The organism is Streptomyces sp. NPDC005866 (assembly GCF_040629895.1).
In the GTDB taxonomy this organism is placed as follows: domain Bacteria; phylum Actinomycetota; class Actinomycetes; order Streptomycetales; family Streptomycetaceae; genus Streptomyces.
In genome coordinates this window covers 268,174-286,884 of the sequence record NZ_JBEXWP010000001.1, presented here as the reverse complement: position 1 = coordinate 286,884, position 18,711 = coordinate 268,174, and the positions used below count along the sequence as shown (strand labels likewise).

The window sequence follows — 18,711 nt, the reverse complement described above, 5'->3', positions numbered from 1 at the left end:
CTGATCAGTCAGTCGCGGAAGCTCATGGGGTTGGGAGGTCGGCATGGGGGCGCTTGTCTGGTTGCTGATTCCGCTTGTGGCTGCGGTCGCTGCCGGTCTGTGGGGCAGCTGGGCCAGTCGGACCAGGAGAGCACGGAGCGACGGGCCCGAACTCGACGGGTACGCGCGATTCCGCGAGGCCATGGAGAGGTCCCACTCCGGCAGCTGAGCCGCGTCTGACGGGTGGCCCTGAAGGTGCGCTGACAGACACGTCCCGTACTGTCTTTGCATGCCACGCCGCACCGCGACGATGCTCGCCTCCACCCTGATGCTGATCGCGCTCCTGTGCGCCGGAGTGCTCATCAACGTGCCGTACTCGGAGATGTCCCCGGGCCCGACCGTGAACACGCTCGGGGACCACGGCGGCGAGCCGGTGCTGCAGATCTCCGGTCACAAGACCTACGCGACCTCCGGGCATCTGAACATGACGACCGTCCGGGTCACCAGCGCCGGCTACAAGATGAACCTCGTGGAGGCGGTCTACGGGTGGCTCTCCCACGACAACAAGGTCGTGCCGCACGACACGCTCTACCCGAACGGCAAGACCGAGCAGCAGTCCACCCAGGAGAACGCCGAGGAGTTCAGTCAGTCCCAGGAGAGCGCGAAGGTCGCCGCCCTGAAGGAGCTGGGCGTCCCGGTGAAGTCCTGGATCATCGTCTCCACGGTCCTCAAGGGCTCGCCGTCCGAGGGCAAGCTGCACGCAGGTGACGTGATCAAGGCCGTCGACGGTACGACGGTCAAGCAGCCGACCGACGTCGCCACGCTGGTGACCAAGCACAAGCCCGGCGAGGACGTCGTCTTCACGGTCGTGCCGGCCAAGGAGCAGGCCGCCGCCGAGAAGGCGAACAAGACGGCCACCAAGACCGAGAAGGTCACCGTCACCACGGCCACCTCCGACGACCGCGGTACGAAGCGCGCCATCGTCGGGATCTCCGCCGGGACCGATCACACGTTCCCGTTCACCATCGACATCAAGCTCGCCGATGTCGGCGGGCCGAGCGCGGGGCTCATGTTCGCGCTCGGCATCTACGACAAGCTCACCCCGGGCAGCCTCACCGGCGGCAAGTTCGTCGCCGGCACCGGCACGATCGAGGACGATGGCACGGTCGGCCCGATCGGCGGCATCTCGATGAAGACCATCGGCGCGCGCGGCAAGGGCGCCCAGTACTTCCTGACCCCGGCCGACAACTGCGCCGAGGCCGCCAAGGACACCCCGAGCGGCCTCACCCTGGTCAAGGTCAAGACGATCGACGACGCCCTCGGCGCACTCAAGGACATCCGCGACGGAGACACCGGCGCCCTGCCGAAGTGCAGCACCAAGAGCTGAGGACCTACAGCGGACCTGAAAAGCCGGGGCACCCCTCCTGATGAGGGGCGCCCCCGGTGCCGTGTACGAGGCGCGTGCGAGCCGTTGCGCGAAGGTCTCAGTCCGCGAACGTCGCCTTCAAAGCCTCCGCCAGGCCCGGGACCAGATCGGGGCCGGTGAGGACCTCCGTCGGCGAGTCCTTCTCGCGCAGCCGCACCGCCGAGTCGCGGCTGCCGTCCCGCAGCACGCCGACCGTCATCCGGACCTCCTGGCGGTCGGGGTGGCTCGCCACCCACTGCGCCAGCCCGGCCTCGCTCATCCCCTCCGGGACCTGGGACTCGGCGGACGGCGGCAGCATCAGCCGCTCCACCGTGAGCGCGCAACCGACCACCGCGTCCGGCCAGGCGATGGTGCCCAGGAACTCGTCCAACGCTTTTTCCGTTGGCACTTCGTCCTGCTCGATCGGGGTGAGACCGGTGGTCGCGGACTCGTCCTCCAGACCGAGCTGGGCGGCGAGAGCCGGTTCCTGGGTGCGCAGCCGTGCGGTGTCGACGAGGGCGAAGAGGCGAGCGGGCTGGTCCCAGCCGAGACCGGAGGCGTACTCGTCGATCTCGAGGACGGCCCGGGTGAGCGGGTTCGCTGCCATGGGAGTGTTGGACATGGTCACAATCCTGCCTCGTTCATGGCCGGAATCGGGAACCGAGTAAACCGTGAGTAAGTTGCATAGGTGTGGCCCCGCGATCACGGGGGGCCACGAAAGGCCCCCGGACACGAGGGCCTGACGGAACAGAAGCGGATCAACAGCGAACTTCGAGGTGCGCACCTTGGCTTTCCAGATGCCGGACCGCGGCGGAGGCCCGACAGGGCCGCGGATCAGAGCGGGCCGCCCGTCCCGGCGTGTCCGGACCCTGCTCATGACACTGGGCGTCCTTGCCGTGCTCGGCATGGCGTTCACCATGTTCGCGGGCTTCTGGACGGACTGGCTCTGGTACCGGTCGGTGCACTACTCCTCGGTGTTCACCACCACTCTGTGGACGAAGATCGGGCTGTTCTTCGTCTTCGGCCTGCTGATGGCGGCCGCGGTGGGCTTCAACGTCTGGCTCGCGCACCGGCTGCGGCCGCCGCTGAGCGCCATGTCCATGGAGCAGCAGAGCCTGGACCGCTACCGGATGGGCATCGCGCCGTACAAGAAGTGGCTGCTGTTCGCGGTCACCGCGCTGGTCGGGCTGATCGCCGGCGCGTCCGCGGCCGGCCAGTGGCGCACCTGGCTGATGTGGGTCAACGGCGTGCCCTTCCACCAGAAGGACCCGCAGTTCCACCTCGACGTCTCCTTCTACGCCTTCGACCTGCCCTGGTACCGCTTCCTGCTGGGCTTCGGCTTCGCCACCGCGGTCCTCTCCCTGATCGCCGCCGCGCTCACCCACTACCTGTACGGCGGGCTGCGCGTCACCAGCCCCGGTGCGCGCGCCACCGGTGCCGCGACCGGCCACCTCTCGGTGCTGCTCGGATTCTTCGTCGCCCTCAAGGCGGTCGCCTACTGGCTCGACCGGTTCGGACTGGCCGTCAAGTCCAGCGACTTCAAAGCCACCGGCAACTGGACCGGTCTCAGGTACGTCGACGCCAACGCGTATCTGCCGGCCAAGACGATCCTGTTCTGCATCGCCGTCATCTGCGCGCTGCTGTTCTTCGCCACCCTGTGGCGGCGCACCTGGCAGCTGCCCGTCATCGGCTTCGGCCTGATGGTGCTTTCGGCGATCCTCATCGGCGGCCTGTACCCGGCGATCGTCCAGAAGTTCCAGGTCCAGCCCAACGAGCAGGCCAAGGAAGCCCCGTACGTCCAGAAGAACCTCAAGGCCACCCGCGAGGCGTACGGCATCGACGACACCAAGGTCACCGAGTACACGGGCAAGAGCACCACCACGGACAAGACCAAGCTCCGGGACGACGTCGACGCCACGGCGAGCATCCGGATCATGGACCCGAACATCGTCTCGCCGACGTTTCAGCAGCTCCAGCAGATGCGGAACTACTACGCGTTCCCGACCAATCTGGACGTGGACCGCTACACCAAGGACGGCAAGGTCCAGGACACCGTCATCGGTCTGCGTGAGCTCAACCTCGACGGCATCCCGAAGAACAACTGGATCAACGACCACTTCCGCTACACGCACGGCTACGGCGTGGTCGCCGCCAAGGGCACCGAGGCCGACAACCAGGGCCAGCCGGTCTTCATCGAGTCCGACCTGCCGTCCAAGGGCGACCTGGGGACGTACCAGCAGCGGATCTACTACGGCGAGAAGACCAACACCTACTCGATCGCCGGCGGTCCCCAGAAGGAGATCGACTACTCCGACGACAGCGGTGAGAAGACCACCAGTTACGAGGGCGGGAGCGGGGTCAGTCTCTCCAGCCCGATCAACCGGGCCGCGTACGCGGTGGCGTTCAACGAGCCGCAGATCCTGTACTCCGGCGCGATCGGCAAGGGCTCGCGGATCCTGTACAACCGCACGCCCAAGGAGCGCGTGGAGGCGGTCGCTCCGTGGCTGACCATCGACGGCGACGCCTACCCGGCGGTGGTGAAGGGCCGGATCCAGTGGATCGTCGACGCCTACACGACGTCGAACGGTTTTCCCTACGCCTCCCGTACGACCCTCGGTGACACCACCGCCGACTCGCTGACCGCGAACAACAACTCGCGCGCGGTTGTGGCCCAGCAGAACCAGGTCAACTACATCCGCAACTCGGTGAAGGCGACCGTCGACGCGTACACCGGCGAGGTCAAGCTCTACCAGTGGGACACCGCGGACCCCGTGCTGAAGACCTGGATGAAGGCCTTCCCGGGCACGGTGCAGCCGAGGAGCGCCATCTCGCAGGAGCTGATGGACCACCTCCGGTACCCGCAGGACCTGTTCAAGGTGCAGCGTGAACTACTCACCCGCTACCACGTGACGGACGCCCAGACGTTCCTGACCGGCAGCGAGGTGTGGCAGGTGCCCGACGACCCGAGCAACAAGTCGGGCGACGCGGTGCCGCCGTACTACCTGAGCATGAAGATGCCGGACCAGAGCGCGCAGACGTTCTCGCTGTCGACGACGTTCACGCCCAACGGCCGGGACAACCTCAGTGCGTTCATGTCGGTCGACTCCGAAGCCGGTTCGAAGGACTACGGCAAGATCAGAATCCTGAAACTGCCGACCAGTACGACCGTCGACGGGCCCAAACAGGTCCAGAGCCAGTTCAACTCCGAACAGGACATCGCCGCCGCCATCAAACTCCTCAAGGGCGGCGACTCCGAGGTCGAGTACGGCAATCTGCTGACCGTGCCACTGGACGGGGGCCTGTTGTACGCGGAGCCCGTCTACGTACGCGGTGCCGGGGTCAAGTACCCACTGCTGCGCAAGGTGTTGGTGACCTACGAGGGCAAGACCGCGTTCGAGAACACCCTCAACGAGGCACTCGACAAGGTGTTCGGTTCGAACGGTTCGGGCACCGGGTCCTCGGACAGCGGGACGACGACGCCACCGACGTCCGGCAATCCGACGGTCCAACAGGCTCTGAACGACGCCCAGAAGGCCTTCGAGGCGGGACAGGAGGCCCTGAAGAAGGGCGACTGGACGGCGTACGGCAAGGCCCAGGGCGAGCTGCAGGACGCGCTCAACCGGGCGGAGGAGGCGCAGTCCAAGGCCGGCAAGACCGGTGGGGGCACGTCGCCGAGCGGTAGTCCGAGCCCCGGTACCAGTTCGAGTCCAGCCGCGAGCGGCAGTCCCAGTCCGAGCGGATGATCACGCCCGCCCCGCGCCGTGGTACGGTTTGAACACAACGGCGCGGGGTGGAGCAGCTCGGTAGCTCGCTGGGCTCATAACCCAGAGGTCGCAGGTTCAAATCCTGTCCCCGCTACTGAAGTCGAAGGCCCGGATCCTCTTTGGGATCCGGGCCTTCGTGATGTCCGGACGGGCAGCCAGTGGCGCCCGGACCGCCGGCTCCTGCTGTCCGCAGGGGCGGCTCATGGTGTCCGGACGGGCGGCGAACGCATGTACCGGTGCGAGAGGGCGCCGTGCCACTGTGGGGAGTCGGCAGGGATGTGTTTGACTTGTCGTTCTGTGGGCAAGTCGACAAAACGCTGAAGTGACCTCACGGGTTGCGGTATACCGGATGTACCCAGGTTGCAGGTGGTGCGACGATGGACGTTATGGGGGACAAGGCAGCTCTGTTCGAGACAGGGCGATTTGTGCAGCCTTCGGGCGAGGAGCCGACCCGCGACGAGGCCGCCGAGGCCGCTGAGGAGGCACGCCGCCGGCTCCATGCCGAGGCCGGTGACGTCGAGTCGATGAGTGTGCTCGGTGCCATGCTGCTGCGCCGTGGCGACCTCGACGGAGCCGAACCCCAGTTGCGTGCCGCCACCGCCGCCGGTGACCGTGCCGCCGCCAACAACCTCGGCGTCCTGCTGCACCAGCGCGGCTACCCCGAGGAGGCCGCCGGATGGTGGCGGATCGCCGCCGTCGCCGGCTCCGCGGCCGCCGCCCACGCTTTGGGCCGCCACCACCGCGAGCGCGGGGACGAACCCGCCGCCGAGTACTGGCTGCGCCAGTCCGCCGAGCAGGGCCACGCGCTCGGCGCCTACGCGCTGGCCGACCTGCTGGAGCACCGGGGGGACGCGGACGCCGGCCAGTGGATGCGAGCCGCCGCCGAGCGCGGCCACCGGGAGGCGGCGTACCGGCTGGCGCGCGCCCTCGATCGCAGAGCGCTCGCGAACGAGGGCGAGACCGGAGGCGACAACGGTGCCGGTACGGAGGCCGCCGCCGGGGCCGCGGAGGCCGAAGAGGCCGAGCAGTGGTACCGGCAGGCCGCCGCACGCGGGCACCGGCGGGCCGCGCTGCACCTTGGGGCGATCCTGGAGAAGCGCGGCAAGCTCAAGGAGGCCGGGCGCTGGTACCTGACCTCCGCCAAGGACGGCGAGGCCCGGGCGGCCTGCGCGCTCGGCTTTCTGCTGCGTGACGCCGGGGACACCGAGAGCGCCGCCGTGTGGTGGCTGCGGGCCGCACAGGACGGCGACGGCAACGCGGCGAACGCGCTCGGCGCGCTGCACGCCGAACGCGGCGAGACACAGACCGCCGAGCGCTGGTACCGGGCGGCGATGGACGCCGGCGACGACAACGGGGCGTACAACCTCGGGCTGCTCTGCGCCGAGCAGGGGCGGACCGCACAGGCCGAGCAGTGGTACCGGCGGGCGGCTTACGCCGGGCACCGGGAGGCGGCGAACGCGCTCGCCATTCTGCTGCTCCAGGGCGGCGACACGGCCGGCGCCGAACCGTGGTTCTCCAAGGCGGCCGAGGCCGGCAGCGTGGACGCCGCGTTCAATCTCGGGATCCTCTACGCCGGGCGGGGCGAAGACAGTGTCGCGCTGCGCTGCTACGAGCGGGCGGCCGCCGCCGGGCACACGGAGGCGGCGCTGCAGGTCGGCATCGCCCGGCTGCGGGAGGGCGACGAGGCCGCCGCGGAGCGGCATCTGCGGTGCGCCGCGGGCGGGGGGAGCGCCGAGGCCGCGTACCGGCTCGCCGCCGTGCTCGACGCGCGCCGGCCGGCGGTGTCCGAGCACGAGCTCGGCGAGTCCTCGCTGCACACCAAGACCGAGTGCGAGGAGTGGTACGAGCGGGCCGCCTCTCAGGGGCACCGGCGCGCCCAGGTGCGGGTCGGGATGCTCGCCGCGGCGCGCGGGGACGTGGTGGAGGCGGCGCGGTGGTACCGGGTGGCGGCCGAGGCCGGGTCGCGCAACGGAGCGTTCAACCTGGGGCTGCTGCTGGCCCGGGAGGGCAGCGAGCCCGAGGCCGCCGTGTGGTGGCAGCGGGCCGCCGACGCGGGGCACGGGCGGGCGGCGTTGCGGCTGGCCCTGGTCTACGCGCGTCGTGGCGAGCTGGCGGAGGGGCAGCGGTGGGCCGACCGGGCGGTGGCGCTGGGACCGGCCGAGGTGACCGAGCGGGCGGGACGGCTGCGGGACGCCCTGCGGGAGGAACTGTCGGCCTAGGCCTGGGCCTTTCCGCAGGTCAAACGGGGTGACAGGGATGGATTTGCTTCTGCCCGCGCCTCTCACGTAATGTTGCGTTTAACGACGCGGGGTGGAGCAGCTCGGTAGCTCGCTGGGCTCATAACCCAGAGGTCGCAGGTTCAAATCCTGTCCCCGCTACTGAAAGCCGAGGGCCGGAGTCCAGAAATGGACTCCGGCCCTCGGTGCTTGTACTCCGAAGTTGCCCGCCACCGAGTGGTCGTGCGCGCGCATGAGTGCGTGCGTCACGAAAGCCCCGGCGCCACAAGGGTGCCGGGGCTTTCGGGAACGTTCGTCAGGCGGCCGCCGCGCAGTCCGGGCACAGGCCTCGGTACGTCACCTCGACGTCGGAGACCGTGAAGCCGAAGCGCTCGGAGCTGGGGAGGTCGGCCAGCGGGTTGCCGGTCGGGTGCACGTCGCGGATCGAGCCGCACTGGGCGCAGACCAGGTGGTGGTGCGGGCGGTGCGCGTTCGGGTCGTACCGCTTGGCGCGCTTGTCCGTCGAGACCTCGATGACCTCGCCGAGCGAGACCAGCTCACCCAGCGTGTTGTAGACGGTCGCCCGGGAGATCTCCGGCAGCTTGCCGACAGCCCTGGCGTGGACTTCGTCGGCCGTCAGATGGACGTGTTCGCCGTCGAGAACCTCGGCCACGACGCGTCGCTGCGCGGTCATGCGCCACCCGCGTCCACGCAGCCGTTCCAGAAGGTCACTCATGGACACCAGCCTAACAGCAGGCCGACCATTTTACGAACAGGTGTGACTTTGGAACTGTGCTTGACTTAGATTAAGTCCAATGTAGGATCGAGTTCGGGCCAGCAAAGCGACAGGAATGGTGCGAAATGACGCAGGAGACAGGTGTGACGCAGGGGGCGCTGACCACCGAGGCCGGTGCGCCGGTGGCCGACAACCAGAACAGCGAGACCGCCGGCATCGGCGGCCCGGTCCTGGTGCAGGACCAGCTCCTGCTGGAGAAGCTCGCCCACTTCAACCGCGAACGCATCCCGGAGCGCGTGGTGCACGCGCGTGGTGCGGGCGCCTACGGCACCTTCACGGTGACCGCCGACGTCACCCCGTACACCCGCGCCGCCTTCCTCTCCGAGGTCGGCAAGCAGACCGAGGCCTTCCTGCGCGTCTCGACCGTCGCCGGCAACCTCGGTTCGGCGGACGCCGTGCGCGACCCGCGCGGCTGGGCGCTGAAGTTCTACACCGAGGAGGGCAACTACGACCTCGTCGGCAACAACACCCCGGTGTTCTTCATCAAGGACGCCATCAAGTTCCCCGACTTCATCCACACCCAGAAGCGCGACCCGTTCTCGGGCAGCCAGGAGGCGGACAACGTCTGGGACTTCTGGGGGCTCAGCCCCGAATCGACCCACCAGGTGACCTGGCTGTTCGGCGACCGTGGCATCCCGGCGTCGTACCGCCACATGAACGGCTACGGCTCACACACCTACCAGTGGAACAACGCGGCCGGCGAGGTCTTCTGGGTCAAGTACCACTTCAAGACCGACCAGGGGATCAAGAGCCTCACGCAGGCGGAGGCGAACCGGCTCGCGGGTGAGGACCCGGACTCGCACCAGCGCGACCTGCGCGAGGCCATCGAGCGCGGGGACTTCCCGTCCTGGACCGTGCAGGTGCAGATCATGCCGGCGGCGGACGCGGCGACCTACCGCTTCAACCCCTTCGACCTCACCAAGGTGTGGCCGCACGCGGACTACCCGCCGATCGAGATCGGCAGGCTGGAGCTCAACCGCAACCCGCAGAACGTCTTCGCCGAGGTCGAGCAGTCGATCTTCAGCCCCGCGCACTTCGTGCCGGGCATCGGGCCGTCGCCCGACAAGATGCTCCAGGGCCGGCTCTTCGCGTACGGCGACGCGCACCGCTACCGCGTCGGCATCAACGCCGACCACCTGCCGGTCAACCGCCCGCACGCCGCCGAGGCGCGCACCTACTCCCGTGACGGCTCCCTGTACGACGGCCGGCACGGCGGCGCCAAGAACTACGAGCCGAACAGCTTCGGCGGACCGGCGCAGACCGGCCGGCCGCTGTGGCAGGGCACCACGGTGAGCAGCGCGACCGGCGAGCACCCGGCGCCGTTGCACGCCGAGGACGACGACTTCGTGCAGGCGGGCGATCTCTACCGCCTGATGTCCGAGAGCGAGAAGGAACGCTTGATCGAGAACCTGGCAGGCTTCATCGCCAAGGTGTCGCGCGACGACATTGCCGAGCGCGCGATCGGCAACTTCCGTCAGGCCGACGGAGACTTCGGCAAGCGGTTGGAGGCCGCGGTCCAGGCCCTGCGCGGCTGACATTCCAGCACTGGACCGCTTGTCGTGGGCGGCCGGGCCGGATCCCCGGAAGGCCGGGGTCCGGCCCGTTCGGCGTGCCGGTACGGGGTGCTAGACGGGTTCCGGTGCGCGGGCCCCGACCCAGCAGCGGATGATGTCGCGGACCGACACGATGCCGGCGGGCTCTCCGCCGTCGAGGACGATCAGATGGCGGAAGCCGCCGTGGGTCATCGCCTGGGCCGCCTCCTCCAGGGTCCAGGTCGGGGCGGCGAACACGACGTCGTTGGTGGTGTGCGCGTGGATGGGCTCCGTGTCCGGGTTCTGGCCCAGGCCGACGGAGTTCAGGATGTCGCGTTCGGTGAGGATGCCGATGCCGCCGGCGTCCGGGTCGTGGACTACCGCCGCGCCCACGCGGCGCGCGGACATCAGGGCGGCTGCCTGACGGAGGGTGTGGGCGGGGCCGACGGTGAGGACCACCGTGCTCATGGCGTCACGGACGAGCATGAAGTGCCACCTCCTAGGGAACCGCTGAGTTAGTTCAGCGATTCACAAATGCACAATGTGGGGGTTCTCATAGGGTGGCAGGTAAAGCGCGGGTCAACAAGGGGGTGCGTGCGGCCAATTGAGGGCGCACGCGCTCATATGTGCTGTAGAAGTCTGCTCAGTTGTGCCACAGAAGGCTGTTTCAGTAACGCTGGGTGAGGTAGGACAACAGCTCGTCGTGGAGCAGACCGTTCGACGCGGCCGCGTTGCCGCTGTGCGGGCCCGGGCGGCCGTCCAGGCCCGTGAAGGCGCCCCCGGACTCCGTCACGATGATCGCGTTGGCCGCCATGTCCCACAGGGACAGCTCCGGCTCGGCGCAGATGTCCACCGACCCCTCGGCGACCATCATGTACGGCCAGAAGTCGCCGTACGCGCGCGTGCGCCACACCTCGCGGGTGAGGTCCAGGAAGCCGTTCAGCTGCCCCCGCTCCTCCCAGCCGCTCAGCGAGGAGTACGCGAAGGAGGCGTCGGCCAGCGTCGAGACCTTGGAGACGTGGAGGCGGGTGGCCGAGGAGAGGCTGCGGCCCGTGTATGCGCCGTGACCCCGCGCCGCCCACCAGCGGCGGCCCAGCGCGGGCGCGGAGACCAGGCCGACGACCGGCCGGTAGCCGCCCTCGGCCGCCTCCATCAGGGAGATCAGGGTCGCCCAGACCGGGACACCGCGTACGTAGTTCTTGGTGCCGTCGATCGGGTCGATCACCCAGCGGCGCGGACCGGTGCCCTCGACCCCGTACTCCTCGCCGAGGATCGCGTCCCGCGGGCGGGCCCGCTGCAGATGGTTCCGGATCAGCTCCTCGGCGGCCTTGTCCGCCTCGCTCACCGGGGTCATGTCCGGCTTGGTCTCGACCTTGAGGTCGAGGGCCTTGAAGCGGTCCATGGTGGCGGCGTCGGCCGCGTCCGCGAGCACGTGGGCGAGCCGCAGGTCATCGAGGTAGTCGGGCATGTGACGAACGCTATCTGTCTGGGCGCGGGCGGGGCTACACGAGGATGGGGGGATACGGGGGATGCCGGGGACGCAGGGGGCGTTCGGCGGCCGTGGCGGCACCGGGCGGCGACCGGGTGGTGGCCTCGGTGAGCCCGCGTGTGTTGGCCGAAGGGCGCCCCCCGGTGCTTTCACGAACCCTTGACAGTGCAATCGTGCGCGTCAAATCTGGGCGCAGAGCCGCTCGCCCCAGGAGGCGATGATGCCTGCAGCCCGGGAGTCCCTGCTGGACGCCGCGTACACGGCGCTCGCCCGCCGGCCGTGGGCCGCCGTGCGGATGGTCGACGTGGCCGCGGCGGCCGGGGTGTCCCGGCAGACGCTGTACAACGAGTTCGGCAGCAAGGAAGGCCTGGCGAGGGCGCTGGTCCGCCGGGAGGCCGACGGGTATCTCGCGGGGGTCGAGCGGGCGCTGGGCAGCCATACCGAGGTGCGGGAACGCCTGACGGCGACGGCCGAGTGGATGGCGGCGGCGGCTCGTGAGAACGCGCTGGTACGGGCGATGCTCACGGGGTGCTGGAGCGAGCGGCTGCCGTCGCCGACGCTGACCTCGGTGCCGTCGTCCTCCTTGGTGCCGGCGCAGCGGCGGGCCGATGGGCCGCTGCCCTCGCCCGGGGACTTCGTTCAGATGGTGCGGGATCGGGCGGTGGCGGTGCTTTCCGGACCGGGAGCCGTGAAGGGGAACGGCGAGCTCGTTCGCTCCTGCGAGCTGGTCGTCCGGCTTGCGCTGTCGTGTGTGGCCGCGCCGCCGGGGGAGAGCGGGTTGGCGGAGTTGGTGCGGGGCGCGCTGCAGCGGGAGCCGGTGTGAGAGAGGCGGGTCGTGTGTCGACTGCGGACCGGTGGGGGCTTCTTACGCAGTTCCCCGCGCCCCCTGGTCGGCTGCCGTGCCGTCAACTGCTAGTGGGTGGAGCCCGAAAGCTGTAGGCCGATCACTCCGATGATCACCAGGCTGATCGAGACGATCTTCAGGGTGGATACCAGGTCGCCCAGGAAGATCATGCCGTAGATCGCCGTCCCCGCCGCCCCGATGCCTGTCCACACCGCGTACGCCGGGCCGACGTCCAGCTTCTTGAGGGAGAGGGTCAGGAGGCCGAAGCTGCCCAGGGCGAAGGACGCGAACGCGATCGTCGGCCATAGGCGGGTGAAGCCGTGGGAGAGTTTGAGGCACACGGCGAAGCCGGTCTCCAGAATTCCGGCCACGATCACCAGCAGCCACGCCATGTGCCGTCCTCCCGTAGTCCAGCTCGGTGCGATTATGCACTTACCGAACTCGGGTCATGACAAACACGCGGTGGTCAGTCGCCTTCCTTGCGCTCGCGCGTCGACAGGAGGCGGCGCAGCGAGTAGAGACGGGCCGGGTCCGCGTGGCCCTCGGCGACCCACTCGTCCAGCGCGCAGTCCGGCTCGTCGTGGCTGCACGCGCGCGGACAGTTCACCGTGCCGGGCTCCAGGTCGGGGAAGGCGTTGATCACCCGGGACGGGTCGATGTGGGCCAGCCCGAAGGAGCGGACGCCCGGGGTGTCGACGACCCAGCCTCCCCCACTCCCGGCCTCGCTCGAGCGGGAGGTGCCCCCACCGCCGGTGAGGGGGAGGGCCAGGGCGGAGGTCGTCGTGTGGCGGCCTCGGCCGGTCACCGCGTTCACATGGCCCGTCGTACGCCGGAGGTCCTCGGGGACGAGGGCGTTGACCAGCGTTGTCTTGCCGACGCCCGAGTGGCCGACGAACGCCGTGATCTTGCCGTCCAGATGGTCCTGGACCATGCGGGCCGCATCCCCCGTCTCCAGTTCCTCGCGACTCGTGACCACATACGGGATGTCCAGGTGGCCGTACAGCTCCAGGAGCTTGTCCGGTGGGGCGAGGTCCGACTTGGTCATGACCAGGAGCGGGGTAAGGCCGGCGTCGAAGGCGGCGACCAGACAGCGGTCGATGAGACGCGGGCGGGGCTCCGGGTCGGCCAGGGCCGTGACGATCGCCAGTTGGTCGGCGTTGGCGACGACCACCCGCTCGAACGGATCGTCGTCGTCGGCGGTGCGGCGGAGCACGGACCTACGGTTCTCGATGCGCACGATACGGGCCAGGGTGTCCTTGTTGCCGGACAGATCGCCCACCAGGGCCACCCGGTCACCGACCACCGCCGCCTTGCGGCCCAGCTCGCGCGCCTTCATCGCCAGGATCGTGCGGTCCCCGACCAGGCAGGTCAGCCGGCCCCGGTCGACCGTGAGGACCATGCCCTCGGCCGCGTCCTCGTGCGCGGGGCGGATGTGCGTACGGGGCCGGGTGCCCTTGCGGTTGGGACGCTGGCGGATGTCGTCCTCGTCGGTGTGCTTGCCGTAGCGGCGCATGGTGGTACGCCCCTAAGCCCCGTCGCTCCCGAGCATCCCGGTCCACAGGTCGGGGAAGTCCGGCAGGGTCTTCGCCGTCGTCGCCACGTTCTCGATCTGAACACCCTCCACGGCCAGGCCGATGATCGCGCCGGCCGTGGCCATGCGGTGGTCCTCGTAGGTGTGGAAGACCCCGCCGTGCAGCCTGCGCGGGCGGATGTGCAGGCCGTCGGCGGTCTCGGTGACGTCACCGCCCAGCTCGTTGATCTCCTTGGTCAGCGCGGCCAGCCGGTCCGTCTCGTGGAGCCGGAGGTGGGAGACCTCGCGCAGGGTGGAGGGGGAGTCGGCGAGCGCGGCGACCGCGGCGATGCCCGGGGTCAGTTCGCCCACGTCACCCAGGTCGACATCGATGCCGTGGATCCGGCCGGAACCGCTGAACTCCAGGCCGTACTCGGTCAGTTCGCAGGAACCGCCCATCTCGGTGAAGATCTCGCGCAGCCGGTCACCCGGCTGGGTCGTACGCGACGGCCAGTCGGGGATCAGTACCTTGCCGCCCGTCACCAGCGCGGCGGCGAGGAACGGCTGGGCGTTCGAGAGGTCCGGCTCGACGGTCAGGTCCCGGCCGAGCAGGGCGCCCGGGGTGACCCGCCAGACGTTCGGTTCGCCGCCGGACTCCGGGGTGTCCACCTGGGCGCCGACCGCGCGCAGCATGTCGACGGTCATGCGGATGTGCGGGAGGGAGGGGAGCGTCGCTCCGATGTGGCGGACCTCCACGCCCTGGTTGAACCGCGGGCCGGAGAGCAGCAGGGCGGACACGAACTGGGACGAGGACGAGGCGTCGATCGACACCGGGCCGCCCTCCAGGGCGCCGCTGCCGTGCACGGTCAGCGGGAGCGCGCCCCGGGCGTCGTCGTCGATCCGGGCGCCGAGGGCGCGCAGGGCGTCGATCACACCGTGCAGGGGGCGTTCGTAGGAGCGGGGATCGCCGTCGAAGCGGATGTCGCCCGAGGCGAGGGTGGCGACGGGCGGCAGGAAGCGCATCACGGTGCCGGCGTTGCCGACGTCGACAGTGGCGGGGCCGCGGAGGCCGGCGGGGAGCACGCGCCACGCCTCGCCGGAGCCGTCGGGGCCGACCCCCTCGTCGATGCCGACGCCCATCGCGCGCAGGGCGCCGGCCATCAGCAGGGTGTCGCGGGAACGGAGGGGGCGGCGCAGCCAGCCGGGTTCTGAGGCGAGGGCGGCGAGGACGAGGGCGCGGTTGGTGACCGACTTGGACCCGGGCACGTGGACCGTCGCGTCGACGGCTCCGCTTGCGTGGGGGGCGAGCCAGAGGGCGGTTGGTGCGGTGGGGTTTGCGGCCATGGGGTCACTTTAGTGGGAGGCCGCGCGTAGAGCCTTCGCGTGCGGGGCGCTTCGCGGGGAGGCCGTCATTCGGATGCGGGCGGGTGGGGCCGGCCACGTCCCCGCGGCGGGGCCGCCGATCGATACGGCCCCGCGCCCCTGACGCTTGTCCCTCCGGGGCGCGTCATGCCTCCAGCAGCCACCTGCCCCCGCCGATCAGCGAGCACAGCGACACCGCGTGGAACAGGAACAGCCACATCCCCGCCGGTACATGCGTCAGCCGCGACAGCTGGTCCGCGTCCGAGTCGCCGGCCCCGCCCCGCGACCGCTTCGCCTGCAGTTCGAACGCCGGGCGTACCCCGCCCAGCAGCAGAAACCACACCACGGCGTAAGCGAACGCCGCCTGCACCTGGGCTCCCGCCAGCCAGGAGACCAGCAGGAACGCGCCGCCCGTCACGAACACCGTCAGGACGCCGTACGCGTTGCGGATCATCACCAGCATGGCGATGAGCAGGGCCGTCGCGACCCACAGCAGAAGGGTGATGCGGCCGGCGCCGAGCAGGGCCGCGCCGCCCAGGCCGAGGAGCGGGGGCGCGGTGTAGCCGGACGCCGCCGTGAGGATCATGCCCAAACCGTGCGGCTTGCCCCGGCTGACCGTGAGGCCGCTGGTGTCGGAGTGCAGGCGGATGCCGGTGAGTTGGCGGCCGGTGAGCAGGGCGACCAGGCCGTGGCCACCCTCGTGGGCGATCGTGATGGCGTTGCGCGATATCCGCCACACGCTGTGCGGGACGACCACGGCGGCCCCGGCAGCGAGCGTCGCGATCACCACCCACAGGTCCGGGTCGGGCTGGGTGCCGGTCAGCTCGTCCCAGAGAGAGGTCGCTGTGCTGGTGTCCATGGTCTCCGGTCGTTCCCTCTCGTCGTACGGAGTCGGCAGTGTGACACGTATGCATGTGTGGCCGGCATGCCAACGGCCAGGAGACAGGGAACATCCCCGGATCCCTGCCCTGAGCTCGTCGTCCCGGTCGAGCAGATCGTCTTCCCCGGGAGTGAAATGTAGGCTTGCCAAAATGTGCGGACGGTACGCGTCGAGTCGTAGGCCCGAGGACCTGGCCGGAATCTTCGAGGTCGAGAAGTGGGAGCCGGAGGAGACTCTGGAGCCCGACTACAACGTGGCTCCCACCAAGGAGGTCTACGCGGTCCTGGACCGGCCCCTGAAGGACGCGGACGACCAGCAGCCGGTCCGCCAACTGCGCAGGCTGAAGTGGGGCCTCGTGCCCTCCTGGGCCAAGTCGCCGGAGGGCGGCGCCCGGATGATCAACGCGCGCGCCGAGACCGTGCACGAGAAGCCGTCGTACCGCCGCGCCTTCGCCGCCCGCCGCTGCATCCTGCCCGCCGACGGCTACTACGAGTGGGTCACCGCCAAGGAGGAACGCGACCTGGAGGCCGAGGGCAAGAAGAAGCGGCCGCGCAAGCAGCCGTACTTCGTCCTCCCCGCAGACGGCTCGGTGTTCGCCATGGCCGGGCTGTACGAGTTCTGGCGGGACCGGACGCTCCCCGAAGAGCACCCGCTGGCCTGGTGGGTGACCTGCTCGGTGATCACCACGGAGGCGGAGACCTCGCCGCTGGCGGTGGCGCCCGCCGAGGGCCCGCGGTCGCTGTCCGACATCCACCCCCGGATGCCGCTGATGCTGACCCCGGACCGCTGGGACGCCTGGCTCGACCCGGCCCGCACGGACGTCGAGGATCTGCGCTCGCTGCTCGCCTCGCCGCCGGAGGGCCTGATGCGGGCCTATCCGGTCTCCACAGCCGTCAGCAATGTCCGCAACAACAGCCCGGAGCTGCTGACGGAGCTGGCGGCACCGGAAGAGAGCACACTCTTCTAGCGTGACCATTTCGAAGATCGTCGGTACCGAGGCGGGGGACGCCCGCATCACCTGGTACGAGGCACGGAAGGCGCGGCTGGTACTCGCCGTCGGCCATGGGGCGGGCGGCGGGATCGAGGCCCGCGACCTCCAGGCGATTGCCGCGGTACTGCCGGAGCACGGTGTGACGGTCGCGCTCGTCGAGCAGCCCTGGCGGGTCGCCGGCAAGAAGGTCGCCCCGGCGCCGAAGACGCTCGACCTGGGCTGGCGGGGCGTGTGGCCGGCGCTCGCCGCACCAGGGCTGCCGGTGGTGTCCGGTGGACGCAGCGCCGGGGCCCGGGTCGCCTGCCGTACGGCCACGGAGCTGGGCGCGGTCGCCGTCCTCGCCCTCAGCTTCCCGCTGCACCCGCCGGGCAGCCCGGAGAAGTCACGGGCCGGGGAGCTGCTGGGGGCCGGGGTGCCCACGCTCGTCGTCCAGGGCGGGAACGACCCGTTCGGGAAGCCGGCCGAGTTCCCGGCGGGCGACTACGAACTGGTCGAGGTGCCGTACGGCGATCATGGATTCGCGGTGCCCAAAAGGGCCGGCATCGAGCCGGAACGGACAGTGGCGAGCATCACGGACGCGGTCACCTCGTGGATCGCGACCCTCGGGTGACGCCCGGGAATGCCGAACGGCGGACCACTGTTGAGGCGGACAGAAGTGCTGGGGCACCAGCGCCGACGCCGAAGGAGAGGAAGTCCGCCGCATGGGTTCGACCATCTGCCCGAGCCGTGAACGCAGCGCTGACCTGGAGTGGTCAGTTCTGCACGCGGCGAAGACCGCTCCTATTCGAGCGGCGGCAGGCACGGGTCGTGTTCTATCCTCCGAGTCGAGTGGGATCGGTTTCGGTCCTGCCCTGGATCTTGAGGAGGTGGGTCCGGTCACTGGGACCGACGCAGGGACCGACAACGGTCAGGCGGAGCTGCCCGAGGGCCAGGGCGTGAGCGCGGAGTCGACCTCGGAGCGCACCGCGCGCTTCGAGCGGGACGCGCTGGAATTCCTCGACCAGATGTACTCGGCCGCGCTGCGCATGACGCGCAACCCGGCCGACGCCGAGGACCTGGTGCAGGAGACGTATGCCAAGGCGTACGCCTCCTTCCACCAGTTCCGTGAGGGCACCAACCTCAAGGCGTGGCTGTACCGGATCCTCACGAACACCTTCATCAACTCGTACCGCAAGAAGCAGCGCGAACCCCAGCGCAGCGCGGCCGAGGAGATCGAGGACTGGCAGCTCGCGCGTGCCGAGTCGCACATGTCGACCGGCCTGCGCTCCGCCGAGTCGCAGGCGCTGGACCACCTGCCCGACTCGGACGTCAAGTCAGCGCTGCAGGCGATCCCCGAGGAATTCCGCATCGCCGTCTATCTCGCCGACGTAGAGGGCTTTGCGTACAAGGAGATCGCGGACATCATGGGGACACCCATCGGTACGGTGATGTCCCGGCTGCACCGGGGCCGCCGTCAACTGCGCGGCATGCTGGAGGACTACGCGCGTGAGCGCGGGCTCGTCCCGGCCGGCGCCGGAGAGTCGAACGAAGCGAAAGGCTCGGGCTCATGAGCTGCGGAGAGCCGCACGAGACGGACTGCAGTGAGGTACTCGACCATCTGTACGAGTTCCTCGACAGTGAGATGCCTGACGTCGATCGCGTCAAGTTCAAGCAGCACTTCGAGGAGTGCTCGCCCTGCCTCGAGAAGTACGGGCTGGAGCAGGCCGTGAAGAAGCTGGTCAAGCGGTGCTGCGGCCATGACGACGTACCGAGTGACCTGCGGGCCAAGGTGCTGGGGCGGCTCGACCTGATCCGCTCCGGCCAGGCCGTCCCGGAGCACGACGTCACGGCCACACAGCCCGCACCGGCCACACAGGCCGCTCCGGTGACGTCACAGGAGAGCTGAGCGCTCTTACCGAGCGTTGCCGCCCCTGGTGGCCCGTCACCCGAACGTGCTAATCCTC

17 protein-coding genes and 2 tRNA genes are annotated in these 18,711 nt (G+C 69.8%); 11 read left to right on the top strand and 8 right to left on the bottom strand.

The window, feature by feature from the left end:
- The first annotated feature begins 268 nt into the window (after positions 1 to 268).
- The gene (locus ABZ396_RS01375) at positions 269 to 1,366 is read left to right on the top strand and encodes a PDZ domain-containing protein (RefSeq protein ID WP_358919235.1); all 1,098 of its coding nucleotides are present in this window, start codon (positions 269 to 271) and stop codon (positions 1,364 to 1,366) included.
- A gap of 97 nt (positions 1,367 to 1,463) precedes the next feature.
- Here the strand turns inward: ABZ396_RS01375 and ABZ396_RS01370 are convergent, their stop codons facing one another.
- Positions 1,464 to 2,006: a PPA1309 family protein gene (locus tag ABZ396_RS01370; RefSeq protein WP_358919233.1), complete on the bottom strand. Its 543-nt coding sequence runs from the start codon at positions 2,004 to 2,006 to the stop codon at positions 1,464 to 1,466.
- 175 nt (positions 2,007 to 2,181) lie between these two features.
- Between ABZ396_RS01370 and ABZ396_RS01365 the strand changes: the two genes are divergently transcribed.
- The 4 genes from ABZ396_RS01365 to ABZ396_RS01350 all read left to right on the top strand — a co-directional run bounded on the left by ABZ396_RS01365 (position 2,182) and on the right by ABZ396_RS01350 (position 7,526).
- On the top strand, positions 2,182 to 5,127 hold the full coding sequence (locus tag ABZ396_RS01365; protein ID WP_358919289.1) for a UPF0182 family protein: 2,946 nt from the start codon (positions 2,182 to 2,184) through the stop codon (positions 5,125 to 5,127).
- A 41-nt stretch (positions 5,128 to 5,168) separates the two neighbouring features.
- Positions 5,169 to 5,242, top strand: a tRNA-Met gene (locus tag ABZ396_RS01360).
- 283 nt (positions 5,243 to 5,525) lie between these two features.
- Positions 5,526 to 7,367: a tetratricopeptide repeat protein gene (locus ABZ396_RS01355; RefSeq protein ID WP_358919231.1), complete on the top strand. Its 1,842-nt coding sequence runs from the start codon at positions 5,526 to 5,528 to the stop codon at positions 7,365 to 7,367.
- Between the two features lie 85 nt (positions 7,368 to 7,452).
- A tRNA-Met gene (locus tag ABZ396_RS01350) sits at positions 7,453 to 7,526 on the top strand.
- Between the two features lie 154 nt (positions 7,527 to 7,680).
- On the opposite strand, the gene ABZ396_RS01345 is transcribed toward ABZ396_RS01350, so the two are convergent.
- Positions 7,681 to 8,100 (bottom strand): Fur family transcriptional regulator, encoded by a 420-nt coding sequence (locus ABZ396_RS01345; RefSeq protein ID WP_358919230.1) that lies wholly within the window; start codon positions 8,098 to 8,100, stop codon positions 7,681 to 7,683.
- Between the two features lie 125 nt (positions 8,101 to 8,225).
- Here ABZ396_RS01345 and ABZ396_RS01340 point away from each other — a divergent pair, with 125 nt between their 5' ends.
- Positions 8,226 to 9,695 (top strand): catalase, encoded by a 1,470-nt coding sequence (locus ABZ396_RS01340; RefSeq protein WP_358919228.1) that lies wholly within the window; start codon positions 8,226 to 8,228, stop codon positions 9,693 to 9,695.
- A gap of 90 nt (positions 9,696 to 9,785) precedes the next feature.
- Here ABZ396_RS01340 and ABZ396_RS01335 read toward each other — a convergent pair whose 3' ends face one another.
- Positions 9,786 to 10,178 (bottom strand): CBS domain-containing protein, encoded by a 393-nt coding sequence (locus tag ABZ396_RS01335; protein WP_358919226.1) that lies wholly within the window; start codon positions 10,176 to 10,178, stop codon positions 9,786 to 9,788.
- Between the two features lie 181 nt (positions 10,179 to 10,359).
- Positions 10,360 to 11,160 carry a histidinol-phosphatase gene (gene hisN / locus ABZ396_RS01330; RefSeq protein WP_358919224.1) on the bottom strand — a complete coding sequence of 267 codons (801 nt, stop codon included), beginning with the start codon at positions 11,158 to 11,160 and terminating at the stop codon, positions 10,360 to 10,362.
- A gap of 241 nt (positions 11,161 to 11,401) precedes the next feature.
- On the opposite strand from hisN, the gene ABZ396_RS01325 reads away from it, so the two are divergent.
- Positions 11,402 to 12,004 (top strand): TetR/AcrR family transcriptional regulator, encoded by a 603-nt coding sequence (locus ABZ396_RS01325; protein ID WP_358919223.1) that lies wholly within the window; start codon positions 11,402 to 11,404, stop codon positions 12,002 to 12,004.
- 89 nt (positions 12,005 to 12,093) lie between these two features.
- Here ABZ396_RS01325 and ABZ396_RS01320 read toward each other — a convergent pair whose 3' ends face one another.
- The 4 genes from ABZ396_RS01320 to ABZ396_RS01305 all read right to left on the bottom strand — a co-directional run bounded on the left by ABZ396_RS01320 (position 12,094) and on the right by ABZ396_RS01305 (position 15,756).
- Positions 12,094 to 12,417, bottom strand: a complete 324-nt coding sequence (locus ABZ396_RS01320; protein WP_358919221.1) for a multidrug efflux SMR transporter — start codon at positions 12,415 to 12,417, stop codon at positions 12,094 to 12,096.
- 74 nt (positions 12,418 to 12,491) lie between these two features.
- Positions 12,492 to 13,538, bottom strand: coding sequence for a ribosome small subunit-dependent GTPase A (gene rsgA, locus ABZ396_RS01315; RefSeq protein WP_358919219.1), 1,047 nt, complete (start codon positions 13,536 to 13,538; stop codon positions 12,492 to 12,494).
- A 12-nt stretch (positions 13,539 to 13,550) separates the two neighbouring features.
- On the bottom strand, positions 13,551 to 14,879 hold the full coding sequence (gene aroA / locus ABZ396_RS01310; protein WP_358919217.1) for a 3-phosphoshikimate 1-carboxyvinyltransferase: 1,329 nt from the start codon (positions 14,877 to 14,879) through the stop codon (positions 13,551 to 13,553).
- A gap of 163 nt (positions 14,880 to 15,042) precedes the next feature.
- Positions 15,043 to 15,756, bottom strand: coding sequence for a M50 family metallopeptidase (locus ABZ396_RS01305; protein ID WP_358919215.1), 714 nt, complete (start codon positions 15,754 to 15,756; stop codon positions 15,043 to 15,045).
- Positions 15,757 to 15,928: 172 nt separating this feature from the next.
- On the opposite strand from ABZ396_RS01305, the gene ABZ396_RS01300 reads away from it, so the two are divergent.
- The 4 genes from ABZ396_RS01300 to rsrA all read left to right on the top strand — a co-directional run bounded on the left by ABZ396_RS01300 (position 15,929) and on the right by rsrA (position 18,653).
- Complete coding sequence (locus tag ABZ396_RS01300) at positions 15,929 to 16,744, top strand: SOS response-associated peptidase (protein ID WP_358919213.1); 816 nt, start codon at positions 15,929 to 15,931, stop codon at positions 16,742 to 16,744.
- Between the two features lie 7 nt (positions 16,745 to 16,751).
- Entirely contained in the window at positions 16,752 to 17,378 is a 627-nt protein-coding gene (locus ABZ396_RS01295; RefSeq protein WP_358919288.1) for an alpha/beta family hydrolase, read from the top strand.
- Positions 17,379 to 17,634: 256 nt separating this feature from the next.
- Positions 17,635 to 18,318 carry an RNA polymerase sigma factor SigR gene (sigR, locus tag ABZ396_RS01290; protein WP_358919211.1) on the top strand — a complete coding sequence of 228 codons (684 nt, stop codon included), beginning with the start codon at positions 17,635 to 17,637 and terminating at the stop codon, positions 18,316 to 18,318.
- Positions 18,315 to 18,653, top strand: a complete 339-nt coding sequence (rsrA, locus tag ABZ396_RS01285) for a mycothiol system anti-sigma-R factor (RefSeq protein WP_358919209.1) — start codon at positions 18,315 to 18,317, stop codon at positions 18,651 to 18,653. The genes sigR and rsrA overlap by 4 nt, the downstream gene beginning before the upstream one ends.
- Positions 18,654 to 18,711 lie beyond the last annotated feature (58 nt).